Origin of the sequence: Allobosea sp. (genome assembly GCF_030695125.1) — a bacterium.
Lineage (GTDB): Bacteria > Pseudomonadota > Alphaproteobacteria > Rhizobiales > Beijerinckiaceae > Allobosea.
In genome coordinates this window covers 54466-78937 of sequence record NZ_JAUYTP010000068.1, presented here as the reverse complement: position 1 = coordinate 78937, position 24472 = coordinate 54466, and the positions used below count along the sequence as shown (strand labels likewise).

The 24472-nt window shown below is 68.0% G+C and carries 22 protein-coding genes; 15 read left to right on the top strand and 7 right to left on the bottom strand.

Features of this window, described 5'->3' with window-relative positions; all coding sequences use genetic code 11:
• Positions 1 to 14 precede the first annotated feature (14 nt).
• On the top strand, positions 15 to 776 hold the full coding sequence (locus Q8S38_RS20055; protein WP_305682112.1) for an SDR family NAD(P)-dependent oxidoreductase: 762 nt from the start codon (positions 15 to 17) through the stop codon (positions 774 to 776).
• Positions 777 to 880: 104 nt separating this feature from the next.
• On the opposite strand, the gene puuE is transcribed toward Q8S38_RS20055, so the two are convergent.
• Both puuE and uraH read right to left on the bottom strand, forming a co-directional pair.
• Entirely contained in the window at positions 881 to 2299 is a 1419-nt protein-coding gene (gene puuE / locus Q8S38_RS20050) for an allantoinase PuuE (protein WP_305682111.1), read from the bottom strand.
• Between the two features lie 154 nt (positions 2300 to 2453).
• Entirely contained in the window at positions 2454 to 2807 is a 354-nt protein-coding gene (uraH, locus tag Q8S38_RS20045; RefSeq protein ID WP_192640843.1) for a hydroxyisourate hydrolase, read from the bottom strand.
• Between the two features lie 268 nt (positions 2808 to 3075).
• Between uraH and Q8S38_RS20040 the strand changes: the two genes are divergently transcribed.
• Together Q8S38_RS20040 and Q8S38_RS20035 are read left to right on the top strand one after the other, a co-directional pair.
• Positions 3076 to 4311 carry a urate hydroxylase PuuD gene (locus Q8S38_RS20040; protein ID WP_305682110.1) on the top strand — a complete coding sequence of 412 codons (1236 nt, stop codon included), beginning with the start codon at positions 3076 to 3078 and terminating at the stop codon, positions 4309 to 4311.
• Positions 4312 to 4481: 170 nt separating this feature from the next.
• A complete protein-coding gene (locus Q8S38_RS20035) occupies positions 4482 to 6998 on the top strand; it encodes a hypothetical protein (protein ID WP_305682109.1) in 2517 nt (838 codons plus the stop codon).
• Between the two features lie 90 nt (positions 6999 to 7088).
• Here Q8S38_RS20035 and Q8S38_RS20030 read toward each other — a convergent pair whose 3' ends face one another.
• The gene (locus Q8S38_RS20030) at positions 7089 to 7517 is read right to left on the bottom strand and encodes a GlcG/HbpS family heme-binding protein (protein WP_305682108.1); all 429 of its coding nucleotides are present in this window, start codon (positions 7515 to 7517) and stop codon (positions 7089 to 7091) included.
• 205 nt (positions 7518 to 7722) lie between these two features.
• On the opposite strand from Q8S38_RS20030, the gene lysM reads away from it, so the two are divergent.
• The 8 genes from lysM (at position 7723) to Q8S38_RS19990 (ending at position 15745) form a co-directional block, all read left to right on the top strand.
• Positions 7723 to 8166 (top strand): peptidoglycan-binding protein LysM, encoded by a 444-nt coding sequence (lysM, locus tag Q8S38_RS20025; RefSeq protein WP_305682107.1) that lies wholly within the window; start codon positions 7723 to 7725, stop codon positions 8164 to 8166.
• A 277-nt stretch (positions 8167 to 8443) separates the two neighbouring features.
• Positions 8444 to 9496: a TRAP transporter substrate-binding protein gene (locus tag Q8S38_RS20020; RefSeq protein ID WP_305682106.1), complete on the top strand. Its 1053-nt coding sequence runs from the start codon at positions 8444 to 8446 to the stop codon at positions 9494 to 9496.
• On the top strand, positions 9493 to 10008 hold the full coding sequence (locus Q8S38_RS20015) for a TRAP transporter small permease (protein WP_305682105.1): 516 nt from the start codon (positions 9493 to 9495) through the stop codon (positions 10006 to 10008). Before Q8S38_RS20020 ends, Q8S38_RS20015 begins: the two co-directional genes overlap by 4 nt.
• Complete coding sequence (locus Q8S38_RS20010) at positions 10005 to 11324, top strand: TRAP transporter large permease (protein WP_305682104.1); 1320 nt, start codon at positions 10005 to 10007, stop codon at positions 11322 to 11324. Before Q8S38_RS20015 ends, Q8S38_RS20010 begins: the two co-directional genes overlap by 4 nt.
• 19 nt (positions 11325 to 11343) lie before the next feature.
• Positions 11344 to 11658 (top strand): rhodanese-like domain-containing protein, encoded by a 315-nt coding sequence (locus tag Q8S38_RS20005; RefSeq protein WP_305682103.1) that lies wholly within the window; start codon positions 11344 to 11346, stop codon positions 11656 to 11658.
• A gap of 119 nt (positions 11659 to 11777) precedes the next feature.
• Positions 11778 to 14087, top strand: coding sequence for a xanthine dehydrogenase family protein molybdopterin-binding subunit (locus Q8S38_RS20000; protein ID WP_305682102.1), 2310 nt, complete (start codon positions 11778 to 11780; stop codon positions 14085 to 14087).
• A gap of 130 nt (positions 14088 to 14217) precedes the next feature.
• Entirely contained in the window at positions 14218 to 14649 is a 432-nt protein-coding gene (locus Q8S38_RS19995) for a c-type cytochrome (protein WP_305682101.1), read from the top strand.
• A 154-nt stretch (positions 14650 to 14803) separates the two neighbouring features.
• Entirely contained in the window at positions 14804 to 15745 is a 942-nt protein-coding gene (locus Q8S38_RS19990) for a c-type cytochrome (protein WP_305682100.1), read from the top strand.
• Between the two features lie 42 nt (positions 15746 to 15787).
• Here Q8S38_RS19990 and Q8S38_RS19985 read toward each other — a convergent pair whose 3' ends face one another.
• From Q8S38_RS19985 to Q8S38_RS19975, 3 genes are all read right to left on the bottom strand, one after another.
• The gene (locus tag Q8S38_RS19985; RefSeq protein WP_305682099.1) at positions 15788 to 16408 is read right to left on the bottom strand and encodes a helix-turn-helix domain-containing protein; all 621 of its coding nucleotides are present in this window, start codon (positions 16406 to 16408) and stop codon (positions 15788 to 15790) included.
• Between the two features lie 136 nt (positions 16409 to 16544).
• Positions 16545 to 17474, bottom strand: a complete 930-nt coding sequence (locus tag Q8S38_RS19980) for a DMT family transporter (RefSeq protein ID WP_305682098.1) — start codon at positions 17472 to 17474, stop codon at positions 16545 to 16547.
• A gap of 295 nt (positions 17475 to 17769) precedes the next feature.
• Positions 17770 to 18549: an SDR family oxidoreductase gene (locus tag Q8S38_RS19975; RefSeq protein WP_305682097.1), complete on the bottom strand. Its 780-nt coding sequence runs from the start codon at positions 18547 to 18549 to the stop codon at positions 17770 to 17772.
• 124 nt (positions 18550 to 18673) lie between these two features.
• Here Q8S38_RS19975 and Q8S38_RS19970 point away from each other — a divergent pair, with 124 nt between their 5' ends.
• Positions 18674 to 19504: a UDP-2,3-diacylglucosamine diphosphatase gene (locus tag Q8S38_RS19970; protein ID WP_305682096.1), complete on the top strand. Its 831-nt coding sequence runs from the start codon at positions 18674 to 18676 to the stop codon at positions 19502 to 19504.
• The gene (locus Q8S38_RS19965) at positions 19504 to 20619 is read left to right on the top strand and encodes a glycosyltransferase family 4 protein (protein ID WP_305682095.1); all 1116 of its coding nucleotides are present in this window, start codon (positions 19504 to 19506) and stop codon (positions 20617 to 20619) included. The genes Q8S38_RS19970 and Q8S38_RS19965 overlap by 1 nt, the downstream gene beginning before the upstream one ends.
• On the opposite strand, the gene Q8S38_RS19960 is transcribed toward Q8S38_RS19965, so the two are convergent.
• A complete protein-coding gene (locus Q8S38_RS19960; RefSeq protein ID WP_305682094.1) occupies positions 20558 to 22348 on the bottom strand; it encodes a cation:proton antiporter domain-containing protein in 1791 nt (596 codons plus the stop codon). The genes Q8S38_RS19965 and Q8S38_RS19960 overlap by 62 nt on opposite strands.
• Positions 22349 to 22562: 214 nt before the next feature.
• On the opposite strand from Q8S38_RS19960, the gene Q8S38_RS19955 reads away from it, so the two are divergent.
• Both Q8S38_RS19955 and Q8S38_RS19950 read left to right on the top strand, forming a co-directional pair.
• Entirely contained in the window at positions 22563 to 23408 is an 846-nt protein-coding gene (locus tag Q8S38_RS19955; RefSeq protein ID WP_305682093.1) for an AAA family ATPase, read from the top strand.
• Positions 23409 to 23574: 166 nt separating this feature from the next.
• Positions 23575 to 24468 carry a cell wall hydrolase gene (locus tag Q8S38_RS19950; RefSeq protein WP_305682092.1) on the top strand — a complete coding sequence of 298 codons (894 nt, stop codon included), beginning with the start codon at positions 23575 to 23577 and terminating at the stop codon, positions 24466 to 24468.
• The last annotated feature ends 4 nt before the right edge of the window (positions 24469 to 24472 follow it).

Genomic DNA, 24472 nt, shown 5'->3' with positions numbered 1-24472 from the left:
AGAAGAGGGTCGGCATGGTCGAGGATCTGAAGGGCAAGCGTGTGCTGGTGACCGGCGCCTCGTCGGGGCTCGGTGCGCATTTCGTGCGGCTGCTGGCGGGGCAGGGTGCGCATGTCGTCGCCGCCGCGCGCCGGGTCGAGCGGCTGGAGGAACTGGCGCAGGCCTGTGCCATGCTGCCGGGCAAGGTGATGCCGCTGGTGCTCGACGTCGCCTCGGTGCCCTCGATCCAGGCGGGCGTGGCGGAGGCGGCGCGGCTGCTCGGCGGGCTCGACGTGCTCGTCAACAATGCTGGCATCGGCGAGACGGAAGCCGCGATCTCGGTCACCGAGGCGCAATGGGACGCGCAGCTCGACGTCAACCTGAAGGGCTGCTTCTTCGCGGCGCAGGCGGCGGCGCAGGTCATGATCGAGGGTAAGAAAGGCGGGGCGATCGTCAACATCGCCTCGATCCTGGGCGAGCGGGTGATGACTCGCGTCGTGCCCTATGCCGTCTCCAAGGCCGGGCTGATCCAGATGACCAAGGGGCTGGCGCTGGAATGGGCACGCCACGGCATCCGGGTCAACGCGCTCGCGCCGGGCTACATCGTCACCGATATCAACCGCGATTTCTTCGACAGCGAGGCCGGTGAGGCGCTGACCAAGCGCATCCCCAGCCGCCGCATCGGCGACCCCGCCGATCTCGACGGGCCGCTGCTGCTGCTCTGCTCGGATGCCGGGCGCCACATGACCGGGGCGGTGGTCGCGGTCGATGGCGGGCATCTGGTGAGCGGGTTGTAAGTTCGCGCGTCATGCTCGGGCGAAGACCCGAGCATCTCAGGCCGGAGATGATCCTGCCAGAGATTCTCGGGTCTTCGCTTCGCTCCGCCCGAGAATGACGGCTTTCAGCGCATGATCTCCTTCAGCCGCAGCAGCGAGATCCGCTCGACCTGTCCCAGCGCCGTCTCGAACTCGACCTCCCGTGTGCTCTGCAGCCGCGTTTCGAAGGCCGCCAGGATCGCGTCCTTGCTGGCGCCGGCTACCGCCATGATGAAGGGGATGCCGAAGCGCGCCTTGTAGGCGTCGTTGGCTTCGGTAAAGCGGGCGCGCTCGCTGGGCGCGAGGCGGTCGAGCCCGGCGGAGGCCTGCTCGCCGATCGATTCTTCCGTCATCTCGCCGGCCGCCGCGAGCTTGCCGGCGAGGTCGGGGTGGCCAAGCAGCAGCGCCTTCAGCCTGTCGCGCGGGGCGGCACGCATCACCTTCACCATCGCCGCGTGCAGGGTCTCCGCGTCGTCATGGGCGGGGGTGATGCCGGCCTCAAACGCGGCTTCGGCGATCCAGGGCGCATTCTCCCAGATCCGCCCGAAGACCTCGACGAAGAGCGCCTTGGGCACGGCAGACGGGCGATAGCCACTGGCCGGCGGGTGGTGGCGGACCCAGTGGCGGGCGATGTCGAGCCGCGTCGCGACCCAGACATCGTCATGGCCTTGCACATGGTCGAGGAAGCGCGCCAGCGCCGCGGCCCGGCCCGGCCGCCCCACGAGGCGGCAATGCAGGCCGATCGACATCATCTTCGGCGCGCTCTCGCCCTCGGCATAGAGCAGGTCGAAGGAGTCCCTGAGATAGGCGAAGAACTGGTCGCCGCTGTTGAAGCCCTGCGGCGTGGCGAAGCGCATGTCGTTGGCATCGAGCGTGTAGGGCACGGCGAGTTGCGGGCCCTTCGGGCCCTCGAGCCAATAGGGCAGCTCGTCGGCATAGCTGTCGGCGGTGTAGAGGAAGCCGCCTTCGTCCATCATCAGCGGCGTCGTGCGCTCCGAGGAGCGGCCCTGATAGAAGCCGAGCGGGCGCTCGCCGGTGATCTCGCGCTGGATGGCGATGGCCTCGAGAATGTCGGCGCGCTCCTTCTCGGCGGGCACGTCGCGGTAGTCGATCCATTTCAGGCCATGGGTGGCGATCTCCCAGCCGGCCTCCTGCATCGAGGACGCGATCTCGGGATAGCGTTTGAGCGCGCTGGCGATGGCGAAGACGGTCACCGGCATGTTCCTCTCGGTGAACATCCGCCAGAGCCGCCAGTAGCCGGCGCGCGAGCCGTATTCGTATATCGACTCCATGTTCATGTGGCGCTGGCCGGGCCAGGGCGCGGCGCCGACGATCTCGGAGAGAAAGGCCTCGGAGGCAGCGTCCCCATGCAGGATGTTGTTCTCGCCGCCCTCCTCGTAATTGATCACGAACTGCACGGCGATGCGGGCCTTGCCCGGCCAGCGCGGATGCGGCGGGGTGCGGCCATAGCCTTCGAGATCGCGCGGATAGGCAGTGTCGGTCATGGCGGACGGCGCTCGCAAAGTGATTCAGCTGAGAGAGATAAGCGTCTGACGGTGAAGGCAAGTTACGGGCCGTCATTCTCGGGCGGAGCGAAGCGCAGACCCGAGAAGCTCTGGCCCGAGATGCTCGCGTCAAGCCCGAGCATGACGACGGCTGTCAGCTCCCGCGATAGGTCGTGTAGCCGTAGGGCGAGCAGTTGAGCGGTACATGCCAGTGTCGGCTGGTGTCGGCGATGCCGAAGCGCACCGTGACGGTCTCGAGGAAGGCGGGGTCGGGCAGGGCGACGCCGCGGCCGCGGAAATAGGGGCCGATGGCGAAGTCGATCTCGTAGAGGCCGGGCTGCGTCGCCTCCGGCGTCAGCAAGGGCGCGTCGGTTCGGCCATCGGCATTGGTCACGGTGGTTGCCAGCGTTTGCGCCTGGCCGTCGGTGATGCGGCGCAGCGTGATCGCCACGCCAGCGGCGGGGACACCGCCATGGGTGTCGAGGATATGTGTCGTCAGTCCCGCCATGCCGGTCCCCTGAATCTGTGTTCAACCCGCAGCCCTCATCCTGAGGAGCGCCGCAGGCGCGTCTCGAAGGATGTTCCAGCCATCTCCGGAGCCCCCTGGAGCATCCTTCGAGACGCCGCTTTGCGGCTCCTCAGGATGAGGGCTGTGGGAGTTGGCCGGCCGATCAGCGGTTTCGGTCTGCACAAGCTTGCCTGTCGCCGTCGCCCAACCGTAACCTGCGCTCCGGCGAAGTCCATCGCCCCTGCGCCTGAAGGGAAGCCCCGCCGCGATGCTCGACGCCTATCTGATGGAATGGGGCGGCATGCTGCTGCGCTGGCTGCATGTGATCACGGCGATCGCCTGGATCGGCTCGTCCTTCTTCTTCATCCATCTCGACGCGTCCTTGCGTCCCGCGGCCGACATCCCGCCGGGCGAGGGCGGGCGCGCCTGGCAGGTCCATGGCGGCGGCTTCTACGAGATGCGCAAATACCTCGTCGCGCCCGCCGTGATGCCGGCCGAGCTGACCTGGCACAAATGGCAGGCCTACTGGACCTGGATCTCGGGCTTCTTCCTGCTGGTCTGGGTCTATTACGCGCAGTCCGAGCTCTACCTGATCGACCCGGCGGTGATGCAGCTCTCGCCCCCGGTGGCGGGCGCCATCGGCATCGCGGCGCTGGTCTTCGGCTGGCTGTTCTACGACTGGCTCTGCCGCTCCCCGCTCGGGCGCAACGACGTCGTGCTCGGCCTGCTCGGTTTTTCCTATGTGGTTGCCGCGAGCTGGGCGTTTGCCTCGGTCTTCTCCGGGCGCGGCGCGCTGATCCACACCGGCGCGCTGATGGCGACGATCATGACCGCCAATGTCTTCTTCAACATCATGCCCGGCCAGCGGAAGGTCATCGCGGCGCTGACGGCGGGCGAGAAGCCGGACCCGAAATACGGCAAGGCGGCCAAGCAGCGCTCGCTGCACAACAACTACATCACCCTGCCGGTGCTGTTCCTGATGCTGTCGAACCACTATCCCGTGACCTATGCCAATTCGGCGGTGATCCCGGTTCTGGTGGCGCTCATCATCGTGGCGGGCGCGTTGATCCGGCATTTCTTCAACATCCGCCATGCCGACCATGCGCGCTCGCCGTGGTGGACCTGGGCGGTCGCGCTGGTGGCGCTCTGGCTCGCCTTCTGGGTGGCGATGGCGTCCTCGCCCGGCGGGCGCGAGCGGCTGGGCCTCACGCCGCTGCTGGCGGCCAAGCCGGTCATGCTCGCTGGCCTGCAGCCACCGCCCGAGGCGGTCGCCAACATCGTCACCGGCCGCTGCGCGATGTGCCATGCGCCCGAGCCCACCTGGCCCGGCATCCAGATTCCGCCCAAGGGCGTCCTCCTGCACGAGCCGGAGACGATCGCGGCCCATGCCCGCGCCATCCGCGTCCAGGCTGTGATGACCCATGCGATGCCGCCCAACAACCTCTCGGGGATGACGGCCGAGGAGCGGCGCGTGCTGGCGCAGTGGCTGGCGCAGGCGCGCTGAGTCGCCGATTGCGGTAACCCCTTCTTGAGGGTGTTGGCGGCGGGATCACCTTTGCGTGATTTCATTCAGTTTCAGTTCACCTGCCAGCCGCCAAAGGTCGTGCCACTGACAGGCTGGAGGCGGGCTCTCTTCCCGGAGTCGTCCAGGCCGATAGGGGACCGGGGGGTCCGTTGGACGCACATGCGAAGAAAGTCGCCGGCTACGGGCTGGCGGCCATGGCCTTCATCTGTGTCTGGGCGGTGCTGTGCTGGCCCTGGCTGTCGGGCGCGGTGACGATTCCGTTCGACGCCAAGGCGCATTTCCAGGCGCAGATCCAGTTCCTGGCGCAGGCGCTGCATTCGGGGCAGTCGCCGTTCTGGACGCATAACGTCTTCGGCGGCTCGCCGCAGGTTGCAGACCCCCAGTCCCTGATCTTCTCGCCCGCCATCCTTCTCGCGGCGCTCGTTCCCTCGCCGAGCTTCCGCGCCGTCGACGCCTATGTGCTCGCCCATCTGCTGGCGGGCGGGCTCGCCCTGATGATGATCTTCCGCGACCGCAACTGGCATCCCGCCGGCGGGTTGCTGGCGGCGATCGTCTTCGCCTTCGGCGCGTCTGCTGCGTGGCGGGTGCAGCATGTCGGCCAGATCGCGAGCCTCGCCTTCTTCGCCATCGCCCTGTGGCTGACCCTGCGGATGCTGGAGCGCGGTTCGCTCGTGGCCGGGGCCGTGGCGGGCTTCGCCGCCGGCCTGATGATGGTCGAGCCCGATCAGGTCGCACTGCTCGGGGCCTACATCCTGATCGGCGTGGTCGTAGCGCACTGGCTGTCCGGCGGCTGGCCGGCGCTGCGCGCCAGCCTCCTGCCGGGTGCCGTGGCGACGGTGGTCGGCCTCGGCGTCGTGGCGCTGCCCTTGCTCTGGACCTGGCTCTTCGCCGAGGCGACGACCCGCCCCGCCGTCGATCTGGTCGAGGCAGGGCGGGGGTCGCTGCATCCGGCTTCGCTGCTGACCGCCTTCGTTGCCGATCTCTTCGGCGCGCAGGATCCGCAGGTTGATTTCTGGGGGCCCTACAGCCCGAGTTGGAACGCCAAGGAGTTGTTCCTGTCCCAGAACATGGGGCAGGTCTATTTTGGCGCGCTTCCAGCGCTTCTGCTGATCGTTCCGGGCCTGAGCCGGGGCTGGCTGTGGGACCGTGGCATCCGCAGTCTCACCATCCTGTTTGCGCTGATGGTGCTGTTCGCGATCGGCCGTTACACGCCCGCCTTCTCGCTCTTCTATCACTATCTGCCGGGTGTCAGCGCCTTTCGCCGACCCGCCGATGCCACCTTCCTGATTGGCGCGCTGGGAGCCGTGCTGGCGGGTTACATGCTGCACCGTCTGTTTACCGAAGCCGAGTTCCGGCTGACGCGGCGCGATCTGGTCTGGGCCGGCGGCGCCTTCGCGGCTCTCGCGGCGCTGGTTCTGCTGGTTTCGGTCGAGAACGGCCGGGTTGCCCTCGTGATCAAGCCTCTGGCGTTCGCGGCCCTGTGGTTCGCCGCCGCCCTCGCCATCCTTCGCGCGCTTCGCTCCATGCGGGCCGGGTTAGGCCCGCTGATGGCGGTGGCGCTGGTCACCGGTGTCGTGGCGGCGGATCTCGGGGTCAACAACGGACCCAACGAATCAACCGCCCTGGCGCCGGAGATCTATGACGTCTTGCGCCCCGAAACGCACAACGAAACCGTCCAGGTGCTGAAGCGGTTGACGGCCCAGCCCGCCGGCTCGGCGCGGCGAGACCGGGTCGAACTGCTGGGGCTGGGCTTTGAGTGGCCGAATGCCGGCATGGTGCATGGCTTCGACCATACACTCGGCTACAACCCCTTGAGGCTGGCGGATTTTTCGGATGCCGTCGGCACGCGCGACACCATCGCCGGGCCCGACCAGCGCAAGTTCACGCCGCTCTTCCCGTCCTATCGCTGCCGCCTCGCGAACCTGCTGGGGCTGCGCTACATCGCCTCGCCGGTGCCGATCGAACAGGTCGATCACGCCTTGCGCGACGGCGATCTCAAGCTGATCGCGCGGACGAAACAGGGCTATGTCTATGAGAACCCGCGCGCCCTGCCGCGGGTGCAGTTCGTCGGCGGCTGGGAACTCGCCGATTTCGAGAGCATGAAGCAGAGCGGGCAATGGCCCGAGGTCGACCCCCAGCAGGCGGTTCTGCTCGAGGTCGAGCCACCGCTCGCCCTGCCCGAAGGGCCGGCGCTGGTGCGCGCCGACCTCAGGCTCAGCCGCTATGACAACACCGAGATCGAGATCGAGGTGACCGCCGCCGCCGCCGGTTTCGTCGTGCTCAACGACATCTGGCATCCCTGGTGGCGTGCGACCGTCGATGGTGTCGACGCCGAGATCCTCAAGGCCAATGTGCTGTTCCGCGCCGTGCAGTTGCCGGCCGGCACGCACAAGGTCCGGTTCAGCTTCAAGCCGATCGAGGGCGCCTTCGCGGAGGTCCGCGAGCGGGTCAGCCCCTCTCCGGCGATCGAGGAGGGCGACGATCTCCTGCCGCTGCCGCCGCTGCCCGAGGAGCCGCTGGTGGCCGAGGGCGGGCGGCTGCTGCCCTCGATGCTGGCACGGCCCTCGCAGCAGGTGCGCGATTCGCTGCGGCTGGGGGTCACGCCGGCCGCTTCGGGCCGGGAGCCAACCGCGCGTGACCTGGTGTCCTCGGCGCTGGCCCATTGAGAGGTCGCGCGGCGGCGCGCGGGGGTTGCCACCATCCGCGCGCTCGACGGGGCGGCTTTTCGCCGCCGATGTGGCGCGATGGGCGCCCGTTCAGGCGCCGGTTTCGCCGGTGAGGCCGGCTGCGGCGATGCCCGCCAGCGCCGCCGCCTCATCGTTGTCCGAGGTGTCGCCGGAGATGCCGATGGCGCCGAGCAGCGCGCCGCCGGCATCGCGAATCAGCACGCCGCCCGGAACCGGCACGAGCGAGCCGCCGACCGCATGCGTCGCCGCCTCGACGAAATAGGGGCGCTCCAGCGCCATCTTGTGCAGCGCCCGCGAGCCGATGCCCATCGCCACCACGCCATGCGCCTTGCCGAGCGCGATCTCGCCCCGCTTCAGGCTGGTGCCATCCTGCGCGGCGACGAGCTTCGGCGCGCCGCGCGAATCGAGGATGGCGATGGCGAGAGGCTTGAACCCCGCTGCATCGGCATGGGCGAGCGCGGTGGTCAGGATGGTCTGGGCCTGGGCGAGTGTCAGCATCAGGAAAGCTCCGATCGGATCGTCGATCAGCGCTTGTGACAGCCCGCGCGCGGCGGCGAAAGACCCCTTTGCCGCCGGCCGGCTTGTGGACAACGGGCGTTATCGGCCCGTGCCTGACGCAGGAGCGGCCCAATCGTCAGCGGCCGTCTTGAACTTATCATCTCGAATGTCGTTGATGGGAGTCCCACCATCAGGAGGAAATGCCATGGGTCTGTTCAGTTTCATCAAGGAAGCCGGAGCGAAGATCTTCGGGTCGAGCGCGGCAAAGGCCGCCACGCCCGAAGAGTTGCAGAAGGAACTCGCCGGCCACGGCCTGCCCTCCGACGTCTCGATCTCGATCGACGGCGACAAGGTCAAGGTTTCCGGCAAGGCGGTGTCCACCGAAGAGGCGGAGAAGATCATCCTGGCGCTCGGCAACACGATCGGCGTGGCGACGGTCGAATCCGAATTGGCCGTGACCAAGGAGGTTCCGGCCGCCGTGTTCTACACGGTGAAGAAGGGCGACACGCTCTGGAAGATCGCCGAGGAGCACTACGGCAAGGGGCAGGGCGCCAAGTACAGCGAGATCGTCAAGGCCAACACGCCGCCGGTGAAGAACCCCGATCTGATCCTGCCAGGCTGGGTGTTGCGCATTCCGCCCCAGGCCTGAATCCCGACCGTCCTACCCACTCCCCGACCGCGCCCGGATGGGCGCGGTTTTCCATGGGTGATCCTTCGGCAAAGACCCGCCGCGCGGGGCTTGACGAAATTGGTTGCCTCGGCAACGATCTCGGTTGACCAAGATGTGAGCCCGGCGCCTGCGCCGGGACTTTGCAGCCGGTCATGCTAAGATGCGAAGGGTATGAGACAGGCTTCTTCCCTCGGGAAGGGGCGCAAAATCGCGCAAGCGACTTCGTCCGAGATCACGATCCCTGGGGAGGGAAGCCATGACATTTGATCGCCGTCGATTTCTGATGGGCGCCGGAACGGCCGTCGCCGCGCCGGCCGTGCTGCGTGCCACCCGTGCGAACGCGCAGGAGGTGACGCTCAAGATGCACCACTTCCTGCCGCCGGTCGCGGTGGGGCATGCCCGCTTCCTCAAGCCCTGGGCCGACAAGGTCGCGGCGGAGTCGAACGGGCGCATCAAGATCGACATCTTTCCCTCGATGCAGCTCGGCGGCACGCCGCCGCAGCTCTTCGACCAGGCGCGTGACGGCGTCGCCGACCTCGTCTGGACGCTGCCGGGCTATACGCCGGGCCGCTTCACCGGGCTCGAGGCCTTCGAGCTGCCCTTCGTCGCCAACAAGCGGGCGCTGGTGAACTCGCTGGCGCTGACCGAATACGCGCAGCAGAACCTCGCCGCCGAGCTGAAGGACGTCCACCCGATTTGCCTGTGGACGCATGATCACGGCCTGATCCATGCCAACAAACAGATCAAGACGATGGAAGACCTGAAGGGCCTGAAGCTGCGCTTTCCGACGCGGCTGGCCGGCGAGGCGCTGAAGGCGCTCGGCGCCAACGCCATCGGCATGCCGGTGCCGCAGGTGCCGGAATCGCTGGCGCAGCGCGTCATCGACGGCGCCGTCATCCCCTGGGAGGTGGTGCCCTCGGTGAAGGTGCAGGAGCTGGTCAAGTTCCACACCGAGATCCCGGGCTCGCCGACCTTCTATGTCGCGACCTTCATCCTCGCGATGAACAAGGCAAAATACGAGGCGCTTGCTCCGGACCTCAAGGCGGTGATCGACCGGAATTCCGGCGCTGCGGCGGCGGGCATGGCCGGCAGGGTCTGGGACGAGCAGGCGATCGTGGTCTCCGATATGGTCCGCAAGCGCGGCAACACCATCACGGTCATCGAGGAGGCGGAAGCCGCGCGCTGGCGCCAGACCACCGCCCCGGTGATCGAAGGCTGGCTGAAGACCGCCAAGGACAAGGGCTTCGATGGCGAAAAGCTGCTCGCCGATGCCCGCGCCGCGCTCGCCAAGCACGACAAGGCGGCGTGACGCAACCCATGGCGCGGCAGGGTCAGGAGATGGCGCCGCCCGGCTTCGACCGGGCGGTGAGGGGAATTGCCCTGCTCGGCGGCGCGCTGCTGATCGCGTTGTCGATCACGGTCGTGGTCAGCGTCACGCTGCGCAGCGACCTCGTCGGGGCGGCCGGCGTGCCCGGCGATTTCGAACTGGTGCAGATGGCCACCGCGCTCGCCGCCTTCTGCTTCCTGCCCTGGTGCCAGCTGCGGCGCGGCAACATCTTCGTCGACACCTTCACGCTGCGGTTGCCGCTGCGCTGGCAGCGCCGCATCGATGCCGTCTGGGACATCGTCTACGCGCTGGTGATGGCGCTGATCGCCTGGCGGCTTTCGGTCGGCGCGCGCGCGGCCTTCGCCACGGGCGAGAACACGATGGTGCTGCAGGTGCCGAGCTATCTGCCGATCGGCCTGTGCGCGGCGCTGGCGGCGCTGGTTTCGGCCTGCGCGCTCGTCAGCGCGAGGCGGCTCTTGAGGGCGACCGCGTGAGCGGTTTTGCGATCGCGGTCACGGGATTTTCGGTGATGCTGGCGCTGATGGCGCTGCGCCTGCCGATCGGGCTCGCCATGATGCTGGTCGGCGGCGTTGGCTACATCCAGCTCAATGGGCTCGATCCGTTCCTGAACTACATCCGCACCACGCCCTACCAGATCTTCGCCAACTATACGCTGTCGGTGATCCCGCTCTTCGTGCTGATGGGGGCCTTCGCCGAGCGTTCGGGGCTGGCGGGCGATCTGTTCAAGGCCGCGTCCGCCGTCGTCGGCCATCGCCGCGGGGGGCTGGGTATGGCAGTCATCGGCGCCTGCACCGGCTTCGGGGCGATCTGCGGCTCGGCGGTGGCGACGACCGCAACCTTCTCGCGCGCCGCGCTGCCGGAATTGCGGCGCTACCGCTACGATCCCGGCTTTTCCTGCGGAGTCGTCGCCGTGGGCGGGACGTTGGGAATTCTCATCCCGCCCTCGGTCATCCTCGTCGTCTATGCGATCTCGACCGAGCAGAACATTGCCAAGCTGTTCAAGGCGGCGCTGATCCCCGGGCTGATGGCGGCGGCCTTCTATTGCGTCACGATCGCGCTGATGACGTGGCGCCATCCGGACTGGGGGCCGGCCCAACCGCGTGTGGCCTGGCGCGACCGCATCCGCCCGCTGCTCGGCGTCGTTCCGGCGCTGGTCGTCGCGGTCATCGTCGTCGGCGGCATCTATGGCGGCGTGTTCACGCCGACGGAAGGCGCGTCCGTCGGCGCCTTCGTGATGCTGGCGATCGGCGTGCTGCGCGGCACGCTCTCGCTGTCGGGCATCGGCCAGGCGATCCTGCAGACGGCGGAAACCTCGGCCATGATCTTCGCGATCCTGCTCGGCGCCGAGGTGTTCAACGCCTTTCTCGCGCTGACACAGGTACCCACCGCCGCTGCCGAGATGATCGCGGCCTCGGGCTTTGCGCCCTACACCGTGCTGATCGGGCTGCTCCTGTTCTACATCGTGCTCGGCGGCGTGATGGACGAACTCGCCATGATCCTGCTGACGCTGCCGGTGTTCTTCCCGATCGTGACGGCGCTCGATTTCGGCATGCCGGTCGACGACGTCGCGATCTGGTTCGGCATCCTGGTCCTCGTCGTCGTCGGCATCGGCATGACCTGCCCGCCGATCGGGCTCAATGTCTTCGTCGTCGCCTCGCTGGCGCGCGACGTGCCGGTCACGCGGATCTATCGCGGGGTGCTGCCCTTCGTCGCGGCCGATGTGTTGCGGCTCGGCATCCTGGTGGCATTTCCGGCGCTGACGCTTTATCTGGTCAAGCTGCTGGAGTGACTGTGCCGGAGCGACTGCCTTGACCGTGAACGATCTCGACATCGACGACATCAAGGCCGGCCTCGCCGACGGCTCCATCCTCCTCGTCGACGTCCGCGAGCCGCATGAATTCGCGGCCGGGCATATTCCGGGTTCTGTGTCGCGGCCGCTGTCGCGGTTCGACCCCGCCGACCTGCCGAATGCGCCGGGCAAGCAGCTGGTCTTGTCCTGTGCAGCGGGCATCCGCTCGCGGCAGGCGCTGGCTTTCGCGCAATCGGCCGGGCTCGACGTCGACAGCCACTATCTCGGCGGCTTTCGCGACTGGGTCATGCAGGGCGAGCCGGTTGCGACCTGAGCGCGCTGCGCTGATGCGCCGCCTTGCGTCCGGCGCATCGCGGCACGTTGCTTGCCGGGGCTGACGGCGCCCTCGTCCTGTTCCAGTCTTTCGTTCGACCTTCCTGAAGGATACCGACCATGCGCCCCATGAAATTCGGATTTGGACAGCCGGTGCGCCGGGTCGAGGATCAGCGCCTGACCACCGGGGCCGGCCGCTACACCGACGACACCGCCGTCGAGGGCGCGCTGCATGCCTTCGTGCTGCGCTCGCAATATGCCCATGCGACCTTCACGATCCGCGACAAGGACACCGCCCGCGGCATGAAGGGCGTGAAGCTGATCCTGACCGGCGAGGACGTCGCCCATCTCGGCGACCTGCCCTGCAAGGGGCTGATCAAGACACTCTCCGGTGAACCCGTGACGCCGCTGCCCGTGCCGGTGCTGCCCATGAACATCGTGCGCCATGTCGGCGAGGCGGTGGCCTTCATCGTCGCCGAGACGCTCGACCAGGCCCGCGACGCCGCCGAGGCGATCGAGATCGAATGGGAGAGCCTGCCCTCGGTCACCGGGATCGAGGAGGCGCTCGATCCCAAGGCGCCGCAGATCTGGCCCGACCGGCCGGGCAATGTCGCCTTCGAGGCCGAGCAGGGCGACAAGGCGAAAACCGACGCCGCCTTCGTCAAGGCGGACCGCACCGTTGCCGTCACCATCGCCAACAACCGGCTCGCCTCCAACTACATGGAGACGCGGGCCTGCATCGCCGAATACGACAAGGCGACGAAGCGCTGGACGCTGACGCTCGGCAGCCAGGGCAGCCATGGCACGCGCGACATCCTCGCCAAGAGCATCCTCAAGGTCGATCCTTCGCGCATCCGGGTGGTGACGCCCGATGTCGGCGGCGGCTTCGGCACCAAGATCTTCATGTATCGCGAATACCCGCTGACCATGGTCGCGGCGGAGAAGCTGAAGCGCCCCGTCCGCTGGGTCGCCGACCGCACCGAGCATTTCCTCGCCGATACGCATGGCCGGGCCAATCTCGCCACCGCGACGATGGCGCTCGACAAGCGCGGCAAGTTCATCGGGCTCAAGGTCGATCTCGCGGCCGAGATGGGCGCCTATCTCTCGCAGTATGGGCCCTTCATCCCCTGGGTCGGCACGACGATGACGCCGGGCTGCTACAGCATCCCCGCCGTGCATGTGCGCTTCCGCGGCATCCTGACCAACACCATGGCGGTCGACGCCTATCGCGGCGCGGGGCGCCCCGAGGCCGCCTATCTGATCGAGCGGCTGGTCGATGCGATCGCCCGCGAGACGGGCAAGACGCCCGACGCCGTGCGCGCGCTCAACTTCGTCAAGCCGGGCGAGATGCCCCACAAGACCCAGACCGGGCCGGTCTATGATTCCGGCGAGTTCGAGGGCCATATGCGCCGCGCCATGGAGGTGGCGGACTGGAAGGGCTTCAAGGCCCGGCTGCGCGCCGCCAACAAGGCCGGCAAGATCCGTGGCATCGGCATGGCCAGCTATATCGAGGCCTGCGGCGGCGGCGGCCCCGAGAGCTCGACGGTCATCCTCGAGAAGGACGGCATGGTCACCGTCCTGATCGGCACGCAGTCGAACGGGCAGGGGCATGAGACCGCCTATTCGCAGCTCGTCTCGCAGCATCTCGACATCCCGATGGACCGCATCCGCGTCATCCAGGGCGACACCGACAAGGTCGAGACCGGGTCGGGCACCGGCGGCTCACGCTCGATTCCCGTCGGCGGCGCGGCGCTCGACAAGGCGACCGCGATCCTCTCGGACAATCTCAAGCAACTCGCCTCCGAGAAGCTCGAAGCCGGCATCGGCGACCTTGAGATCGTCGACGGGGCTGTGCGCGTCGTCGGCACCGACAAGGCGCTCGACCTTGCCGCCATCGCGGCGCTGCCCGGCGCCACCAGTGAGATGCTGCGGGTACATCAGAGCTGGCAGCCGCCGGAGGCGACCTATCCGAACGGCACCCATGTCTGCGAGCTCGAGATCGACCCGCAGACCGGCGCGACGGAGATCGTCAACTACGTCGTGGTCGACGATTTCGGCATGACGCTGAACCCGATCATGCTGCAGGGCCAGGTCCATGGCGGCGCGGCGCAGGGCATCGGCCAGGCGCTGATGGAGGAGATCCGCTTCGACTCCTCCGGCCAGATGCTGACGGCGACCTTCATGGACTATGCGCTGCCGCGCGCCATCGACATCCCGAATTTCCAGTTCGAGACGCGCAATGTCCGCTGCGTCACGAATGCGCTGGGGGTGAAGGGGGCGGGCGAGGCCGGTGCCATCGGCGCCTGCCCGGCCGTGATGAACGCAATGGTGGACGCGCTCGACCGGGCGGCGGGCATCAAGGCGATCGACATGCCGGCGACGCCGCTCAAGGTGTTCAACGCATTGAAGCATGCGGGGTATCGGCTCTGACGCAAGGGCATCCTTGCGTCTGCGCAAGACCTCTCACGCGAATGGGACTTGGCGGCGACGGCGCGATCGGTTGATCTGGAACGGTTCCAATCGGCGCCGCACCGGCAGCCGAAGCCGCTGGGGAAGCGCCATGATCCGTACCGTTCTCGTTGCCGCCGTTCTGGGTTTGGGGGTGACAGCCGTTCTCGCCCAGGCCGACCCCATCACCGAGCGTCGCAACGCCATGAAGGCGGTGGGAGCGGCCACGCGTGACGGCGCAGCGATCGCCAAGGGCGAGGCGCCCTTCGAGGCGGCGAAGGCGCAGGCCATCGCCAAGGTCTATGTCGATTCGGCGAAGAAGATGCCGGGGCTCTATCCCGACAACGCGAAGACCGGCGGCGAGACCACCGCCGCGCCGAAGATCTGGGAGGACCAGGCTGGCTTCAAGGCCGCCTTCGTCAAGTTTGAGGCCGATGCCGCCGCCATCGGCACGGCCGCTGACGTCGCCGCCTTCCGTACCGCCTTCGGCAATGCCACGAAGAACTGCGGCAGCTGCCACGAGGTCTACCGCATCAAGAAGTGAGGCCGGGCGTCGGCCTGGCGTCTGACAGGGCGGACGGAGCAGGCTCCGTCCGCCTTTTTCGTGTCGCCGGAGCATTGCGCCCCGCCTTGCGTTATCATGGGCGCAGACTGCCCGCCGCGGCAGAGCCTCGCAACGGTTTTGGAGACTGATCGACATGCTGCGACTGCGCCGTCTGCTGGTCACCCTCGTGCTGCTGGCGGCTGTCGGGCTGGCCGGGTTCTATGTCCTGACGGATCCGCGCATCGTTTCGCCGTCCCCGGAGATCGGGACGCTGGGGGCGCCCGATCTGGAGAATGGCCGTGTGCTCTTCGCTGCAGGCGGCTGCGCCTCCTGCCACGCCACGCCCAACCAGGACGACAAGCTGAAGCTCGGCGGCGGGCTCGCGCTCGGCTCGCCCTTCGGCACCTTCCATGCGCCCAACATCTCGCCCCATACGCGCGACGGCATCGGCAATTGGGGCGTGCAGGATTTCGTCGATGCGATGGCGGCCGGCGTGTCGCCGCAGGGGCAGCATTACTATCCGGCGTTCCCCTACACCTCCTACCGGCTGATGCCGCCCAGGGCCCTGGCCGATCTCTTCGCCTATATCCGCACGCTCAACCCGGTCGAGGGCCGGGCGCCGGCGCATGAGCTGCCGTTCCCGTTCAACATCCGCCGCGTCGTCGGCGGCTGGAAGCTCCTGTTCTTCGAAGGGGCGTCCTTCGTGCCCGATCCCACGAAGAGCGATGAGTGGAACCGCGGCGCCTATCTGGTGAACGGTCCCGGCCACTGCGCCGAGTGCCACTCCAACCGCAACGCGCTCGGCGCCATCGTCCAGGCGACCCGGTTCGCCGGCGGGCCGGATCCGGAAGGGAAGGGCTTCGTGCCCAACATCACCCAGACGCCCGAGGCACTCGGCAAATGGTCGAAGGGCGAAATCGCCGAACTGCTGAAGAGCGGCTTCACGCCGAATTTCGACAGTGTCGGCGGCACGATGGCGGCGGTGGTGCGCAACACGGCGCAATTGCCCGAGGCCGACCGGCAGGCAATGGCGGAGTATCTGAAGTCGCTGCCGGCGGTGCAGGGCCCGCCGCGTCCGGTGAAGACGGGCGGGTGAGGAGGAGAAGCGGCGCTTTAGGGCTGCTCTGGCCCTATCCGCCTACTCCATCACCGCCGCCTTGAGGATGCAGACCATCATCGCGGTGCCCGGCTGATCGCCGACGCAGCGCACGACATGGCGGCGGTCGCAGCGGTAGCGCAGGGTCTCGCCGGCCTTGGCGCGCTGGATGATGTCGCCGACCTCGACCTCGAACTCGCCGGAGGTCACCGAGAGCGATTCGATCGAGCCGCGCTGGTGGCCTTCGGAATCGAGTTCGCCGCCGGGTTCCGACTGGACATCGTACCATTGCAGCCATTCGACGGTCTTGATCCAGCCGACGATGGCGAGCTTCAGCTTGCCGTCCTCGGAGACCAGGATCGGCGTATCGGCGCGGGCCGTCTTCTCGATGAAGGGCTCTTCCTCGCCGCTGGAGAGCACGCGCTCGATCGAGATGTCGAGCGCCTGCGACAGCCGCCAGATCGTCGCCAGCGTCGGGTTGGTCTCGTTGCGCTCGATCTGGCTGATGATCGACTTGGCGACGCCGGATTGCTCGGCGAGCTCCGACAGTGAGAAGTTGTAGGCCTTGCGCAGGCGCTGGATCGTCTTGCCGAGCTGCCCCGAGATGACGTGAGCTCCGGATTCGAACTCGCGTCCGCCACGCTCTTTCGTCTCGATACCCATGCTGTTTGGCCTGCCTCACCTGCTGGATCGTTTGCACAAGCGAACGATTGTTTGTCTTGGCGGACAATGCCCGCTACGGCCGCGAGGGGCAAGCCGCGACGGACGCAGAGGGGGGCAGCAGCGGCGTTCGCGACGCTCAGGTCGAGCGGGTCGAGCTGATCTCGCGCTGTTCGCGCTTCAGCAGGCCCAGCCGCTGCTCGCGCAGGATGACGTAGATTCCGGATGCGATGACGATCGCGGCCCCGATCAGGATGGTCGAGACCGGCCATTCCCCGAAAATGAACCAGCCGATCAGAACGGCCCAGATCATCGTCGAGTATTCGAAGGGCGCGATCAGCGAGGCGTCGCCGAAACGATAGGCCTGCACGAGCAGGATCTGGCCGAAGCCGCCGAGGATGCCGATGGCGACGAGCATGGCGGCCTCGGTCAGGTCCGGCATGCGCCAGCCGAAGGCGAGCGTGATCAGGCCGAGCGCGCTGGTCAGCAGCATGAAGTAGAACACGATCGCGCCGGTCGGTTCGGTCTTGGTCAAAAGCCGCACCTCGATCGAGGCGAAGGCCGAGCAGAAGGCGCCGGCCAGGCCGAGCGCGGCGCCCAGCGCCGGGCCCCCTTGCAGCCCCTGCGACAGCGCGCCGCCCGAGAGGTGCGGCGAGAGCATGATCAGCACGCCGACGAAGCCGACCGTGACCGCGCTCCAGCGATAGATCCGCACGCGCTCCTTCAACACCAGCGCCGCCAGCACCACGACGCCGAGCGGCGCGGCATAGCCGAGCGCCACCGCATCCGAGAGCGGCAGGAACTGCAGTGCCGCGAAGCCGCAGAACATGCCGGTCGAGCCGATGACGCCGCGCTTGAGATGGCCGCGCAGATTGCGGGTCTTCAGCGCACCCGGCAGTTCGGAGCGCCAGGCGAGCCAGATCAGCAGCGGAATCAGCGCGAAGAAGGAGCGGAAAAAGACCAGTTCCCCGGTCGGGTAGCGCGACGACATATGCTTGATCGCGGCCGACATCAGCGTGAAGGCCAGCGCCGAGAGCAGTTTGAGGCTGATGCCGAGGAGAGGGGACAAGGGACCGGCGCGATCGGAGGAACTGGGCGGCGGCGGTGCCGCAAGACAGGTCGTTTAGACCACGTCCCGTCTGGGCCTCAAAGCGTGAAGCCTGCAACCCCGCCACGCAACGGGCGGGAGCCCCTCATCCCCCTCCGTCATTCCGAGCAAGCGAAGCGCAGACCCGGAATCCATCATCGGGCGCCGATGGCACTCTACGATGGATTCCTGAGCGGCGCCGCTTCGCGGCTTGTCCGGAATGACGGCCTGCTTGAATGACAAACCCGCCTACTGGGAGGGGTGAGTTCGTGAGCCCTCAGAAGCTCCCCCGGAACGCCCCGCCGTCGATCAGCAGGTTCTGGCCGGTGATGTAGCCGGCATGGGCGCTGGCGAGGAAGGCGCAGAGCTTGCCGAATTCGTCGGCCTCGCCAAAGCGCCCGGCCGGGACGTCGGCGCGGCGCGCCTGCGTCATCTCCTCGATGCTGAGCCCCTTCATCGCCGCCATCTTGGTCAGCCCGCCCTTGAGCCGGTCGGTGTCGAACATGCCCGGCAGGATGTTGTTGATCGTGACATTGGCATGGGCGACCTCGCGGGCGACGCCCGAGAGGAAGGCGGTGAGCCCGGCGCGGGCGGCCGAGGAGACGTCGAGGCCCGTCAGCGGGGTCAGCACGCTCGCAGAGGTGATGTTGACGATGCGCCCGAAGCGACGGGCGATCATGCCGTCCACCACCCGCTGCACCAGTTCCAGCGGCGTCGCCATGTTCTGGACGACGCCCTCGAGAAGCGCCTCGCGCGACACATCGCGAAACGGTTTCGGCGGAGGGCCGCCATTGTTGTTGACCAGGATGTCGGGCTCGGGGGCGGCGGCGAGCAGGGCGTCCTGCCCGGCACGGGTCGAGACGTCGGCGACGACGGGGATGACCGTCGCGCCGGTGCTGGCGCGGATCTGGCTTGCCGTCACCTCGAGAGTCGAGCCGTCGCGTCCATTGATGACGACGGTGCAGCCGGCCTCGGCGAGCGCCTGAGCGCAGCCGCGGCCGAGCCCTTTGCTGGAGGCACAGACAATGGCCGTACGGCCTGAAATTCCCAGATCCATCGCAATCCTCCGGAGGCTTTTCTTATCGAGCGGCAGACAGACCACGGATCGCCGGCTCCGTCATCAAAGCGCAACGCAAATCAGACACATGCCGGACGCATCGCAACAGGATGGGCCGGGTGGCATGGGCGACGAGGACGACGCGAAGCAGGTTCGCAGCATCTTCATCTCGGATCTGCATCTGGGGACCCGGGGCGCGCAGGCCGATCTGGTCCTCGAATTCCTGCGGGATTACGACGCGCCGCAGATCTACCTCGTCGGCGACATCATCGACGGCTGGCGGCTGAAGAGCGGCTGGTACTTCCCGCAGTCGCACAACGACGTCATCCAGAAGCTGCTGCGAAAGGTGCGCAAGGGCTCCAGGCTGATCTACGTCACCGGCAACCACGACGACTTCCTGCGGGATTTCACCGGGCTGCAGTTCGGCGGCATCACGCTGGTCGACGAGGTCGTCCATGAGACGGCCGACGGCAAGCGGCTGCTCGTCATCCATGGCGACCTGTTCGACCTCGTGGTGCGCAACGCCAAATGGCTCGCCCTGCTGGGCGACTGGGCCTACACGCTGGCGCTGGCCTCGAACGCGGTGGTCAACCGGGTGCGCCGGGTGCTCAACCTGCCGCACTGGTCGCTCTCCGCCTGGGCCAAGAACAAGGTCAAGAACGCGGTCAACTATATCGGCGAGTTCGAGACCTGCCTGGCCGCCGAGGCGCGCCGGCACGAGGCCGATGGCGTGATCTGCGGCCATATCCACCACGCCGCCTTCCGCGAGATCGACGGGCTGACCTATATCAACACGGGCGACTGGGTCGAAAGCTGCACGGCGGTCGTCGAGCACCATGACGGGCGCTTCGAGATGATCCGCTGGCCGCAGGGGCGCCTCAAGGGCGAGGCCGCGGTGCCGGTCGTGGTTCCGGCGCGGCCGCTGCCCGTGCCGGCGCTGGTCGAGGCGGCCTGATGCGCCTGATGATCGCGACGGATGCCTGGCGTCCGCAGATCAACGGCGTCGTTCGCTCGCTCGAACGCATGGCGGAGGCCGGGCCCGATTTCGGCGTGACCCCGCAGATGCTGACCCCCGAGGGGTTTCGCCAGATCGGCCTGCCGAGCTACCCCGATATCCGCATCGCGCTGGCGACGCAGCGGGCCGTGGCCGAGCGGATCGCCGATTTCGGGCCCGACCATATCCATATCGCGACGGAAGGGCCGATCGGCTGGCTGACGCGAGGGGTCTGCCTGGCGCAGAGGCGGCCCTTCACCACGAGCTACCACACGCGATTCCCGCAATATGTCGCGGCGCGCTGGCCGATCCCGGAGAGCTGGAGCTACGGCTTCCTGCGCCGGTTCCACGGCCCGGCCGCGGCGGTCATGGTCTCCACGGCGACGGTCGAGGCCGAACTGCGCCAGCATGGGTTCGAGAACCTCGTGCGCTGGGGGCGCGGCGTCGATCTTTCGCTGTTCCACCCCCGGCCGCAGAGCGTGCTCGATCTGCCGCGGCCGATCTTCCTCAGCGTCGGCCGGGTCGCGGTCGAGAAGAATCTCGACGCCTTCCTGTCGCTGCGGCTGCCCGGCAGCAAGGTCGTGGTCGGCGACGGGCCGGCGCGGGCCGATCTGGCGCGGGCTTATCCGGACGTCACCTTCCTGGGCACCCGAGAGGGCGAGGATCTGGCGGCGATCTACGCCTCATCCGACGTCTTCGTCTTCCCGAGCCTGACCGACACCTTCGGCATCGTGCTGCTGGAGGCGGCCGCGAGCGGCCTGCCGGTGGCCGCCTTCCCGGTCCAGGGGCCCAGCGACGTCTTCGCCGGCAGCGGAGCTGCGGTGCTGAACGAGGATCTGCGGGCGGCTGCGCTGCAGGCGCTGCGCATCCCGCGCGAGACCTGCCTGGAGTTCGCCGCCGGCCATAGCTGGCAGCGCAGCGCGGCGCAGTTCTACGGCCATATCACGCAGGTGGCGCGCGCTCACACCGGCGAAAGGCCGAGCAATGGCTCGAGCCGTCCGCCGACAGCGGGGGTTACAGCCTTCGCGAGTGTTTGTGCCGGGGAACGGCGGGGGCCGCGGCGTCTGACGGCTTGAGCTGGGCGCGGAAGCCGTCCCGCCGCTCGTGAACCGAGGCGATGACGAAGCCCATCGGCACGCCGAGCCCGACCAGCGCCGCCTCCGAGAGCTGCAGGCTGGCCTCGATCGTCTCGGGCACGGCATCGTTGACGCCGATCTTGTAGAGATGGCGGGCATGGTCGGCATCGCGCGCCCGGGCGACGATGACGAGGTCGGGCCGCAGGTGCCGCGCGGCCAGCACGGTGGCGTCGACGGCGCGCTGGTTGTCGATCGTCACGATCAGCGCGGTGGCCTCGTCGATGCCGCAGAGCCGCAGGAACTCCGGACGGGTGGCGTCGCCGTAGAAGGCCGGCCGCCCGGCGCGGCGCTGCGCGGCGATCAGGGACGCGTCCGAATCGATCACGAGATACGGCTTGCCGTGCTCCTCCAGCATGCTGGCGACGAGCTGGCCGACGCGGCCGCCGCCGACGACGATGGCGCGGGCCGAATGATCGTCGGGCGGCAGGATCAGGGCCTCGTCGGGGAGCGGCACCGTGACGGCGAGCTTCATCGCCAGGCTGCGGGCGAGGCGGGCGAGCAGCGGAAGCGCGATCATCGTCAGCGAAACGCCGGCCAGGACGAGGGTGGCGGGCGCCTGATCCAGCAGTTTCGCCGCCACCGCGCCGTTCAGCAGAACGAAGGCGAATTCGCCGCCGGGCCCGATCATGATCGCGGTTTCCAGCGCGGTCGCCTTGGACAGCCGCAGCCACCGGGCGATGCCGAAGACCAGCAGCGACTTCGCGGCGAAGAGGCCGACCGCGATGCCGAGGATCGCGAGGGGGTGGGCGGCGAGCTCGGCCGGGTTCACGCCCATGCCGACGGTGAGGAAGAACACGCCGATCAGCAGCGACTTGAACGGCTCGATCGTGACCTCGATGGCGCGGCGATACTCCGTCTCGGCGAGCAGCAGGCCGGCGATGAAGGCGCCCAGCCCCATCGAGAGGCCGGCCGCTGCTGCGATCATGCCGGTGCCGAGCGCGATCAGCAGCGTCGCCGCCATGAAGCTTTCCGAGGAATCGGTCGAGGCGACCAGGCGAAACAGCGGCCGCAGGGCCCGTCCGCCGACCAGCACGATCGCGGCGATGGCGCCGAAAGCCTGCAGCAGCGCCTGGGCGAGACCAGCCAGCAGCGAACCGCTGCTGTCCTGCGCGCCGAGCACGCTGACGAGGAAGAGCAGGGGAATGACCGCGATGTCCTGGCAGATCAGCACGGCGAAGCTGGCGCGGCCGGCCGAGGAGGTCATGCGTTTGCGGGCCGAGAGCAGTTCGACCACCATCGCCGTCGAGGACAATGCGAGGCCAAAGCCGATGATCAGCGCGGCCGTCGCCGGCTGGCCGAGCGCGAAGGCGACGCCGCCGATGGCCGCGGCTGAGAGCACGATCTGGCTCAGTCCGAGACCGAAGACGAGGCGGCGCATGGTCTTCAACCGCTCGAAGGACAGCTCCAGACCGATCACGAAGAGCAGGAACGCGACGCCCAGTTCGGCCGGGCCGGCCAGCGCCTCGGGGCTCGAGACGGTGATCGTGCTCAGCAGCGGGATCGATGAAACAAGGCCGCCGAGGCCGAAGGGGCCGAGCAGGGCGCCGCAGGCCATGAAGGCGACGACCGAGTTGATCTTGAAGCTCTTGGCGAAGGGCACGATCACGCCCGCCGTCGCGAGCACGACGACGGCGTCCTTGTAGATGGACGGATCGATGGTGCCGGCCAAGGGGGTACGCCTTACGATTCGGGATGGGAAATGCCGGCTGACTGTGCGGTTTCGTGCGCCGCAACACAACCTTCGGCCGGGTCCCACCGGGTGAAATTCGCTTTTAAGCCTGAGGCGTTAGCGGCTATGGCTTGCCTGGGGCTCGCCCGTCGGCGGTTTCCAGCCGGAGGCATCCTGGGCTAGCCTTCGGCGCTGTTTTTCAAAAGGTCTGCGCATGCGTTTCACCGGCACCGAGAACTATGTCGCCACCGAGGACCTGACGGTGGCGGTCAACGCCGCGATCCGGCTGGAGCGCCCGCTGCTGGTCAAGGGCGAGCCCGGCACCGGCAAGACCGTGCTGGCCGAGGAGATCGCCGCCGCGCTCGGCGCGCCGCTGATCACCTGGCACGTCAAGTCGACGACCAAGGCGCAGCAGGGCCTCTACGAGTACGACGCGGTCAGCCGTCTGCGTGACAGCCAGCTCGGCGACCCCCGCGTCTCGGACATCTCCCACTACATCCGGCGCGGCAAGCTCTGGGAGGCCTTCGTCGCCCCCGTGCGGCCGGTGCTGCTGATCGACGAGATCGACAAGGCCGATATCGAATTCCCCAATGATCTGTTGCTCGAGCTCGACCGCATGGAGTTCCATGTCTACGAGACCGGCGAGACCATCCGGGCGGTGCAGCGGCCGGTGATCATCATCACATCCAACAACGAGAAGGAGCTGCCCGACGCCTTCCTGCGCCGCTGCTTCTTCCACTACATTCGCTTTCCCGACACGGAGACGATGCAGGCCATCGTCGAGGTGCATTTCCCCGGCATCAAGAAGCGGCTGATGGAGGAGGCGCTGAAGCTGTTCTTCGAGGTCCGCGAGGTGCCCGGCCTGAAGAAGAAGCCCTCAACCTCGGAGCTGCTCGACTGGCTCAAGCTGCTCGTCGCCGACGAGATGACGCCGGAGATGCTGCGCGAGCGCGATCCCCGCAAGCTGATCCCGCCGCTGCACGGCGCGCTGCTGAAGAACGAGCAGGACGTCTCGCTGTTCGAGAAGCTGGCCTTCATGGTCAGGCGCGAGGGGCGGTGAGGGGGCCGCGTTGCCCCGCCCCTGAAATGGCGGCGTCAGACGACCCCCGTCTTTGCCTCTTCCGCCCGTCCTTCACTTTCTGTTAAGACGTCCGGCGTTCCTTGCCGGTGACGAGGGGCCGCCGGCTGCGGTGGCCCGCCGCCCGAAATCAGGAGGCCGCCGCTCGATGCGCGCCAAAACTGCTGCCGACATGATCGCTGCCCAAGCCGTCCGTTCCGCGGGCTCTCTCCACCGCCGCAAGGCGATCCCGCTGCTGATGGTTCTGGCCGCCCCGGCGCTCGGCGCCTGCAGTCTCTCGCCGGTCGAGACCGCCGCGACGAAGCCGACCCCCGTTGCGAAGGCGCCCCACGAGAAGCGCAAACAGGCGATCGAACTGGCCAAGGCCGATCCGCGCGAGAAGGACTGCCTCGTCCGCGCGATGTATTTCGAATCGAACCGCTCGAGCGACAGCGGTTTGCTCGGCGTCGGCACCGTCGTGCTGAACCGGGTCGAGTCGCCGCGCTATCCGGACACCATCTGCAGCGTCGTCGGTGCCCCACGGCAATTCGCGCCGGGCGTGCTGACGCGGTCGATGGCGCCGCGCGACCTGCCGCGGGTCGAGGCCGCCGCCGAGGCGATCCTCGCCGGCAAGCGCAACGAGGCGGTGGGGAACGCCAAGCATTTCCACATGGCCGGCCTGCGCTTCTCCTACGCCAACATGCATTACGTGACGGTGGCCGGCGGCAACGCCTTCTATGTGAAGGGCGAGCGCCCCGAGCGTCGCCGCAGCGAGGAGCCGACCTACCAGCTCGCCTCGGTGTCCACGCCGCTGGCGACGAGTGCGTCGTCCGTGCCGACCTCGTTTGCCGCCGCGCCGCTGGCCTTCGCGCCGGCGCCGTCGCTTGCCGCCGCCGCGCCGGCCGCGACCCTGCTCGTCACCGCGCCGCTGCCGCCGGGTCGGCCGATGGATCTCGGCCTGACCCGGAAGACGGCGTCCGCTGGCCCAGAGGCCCGCGATCTGCGCTTCGCCTCGCTCATGCCGGAGAGCCGCGGCCTGCGCGGCAGCCTCAAGCAGGACTGACCCT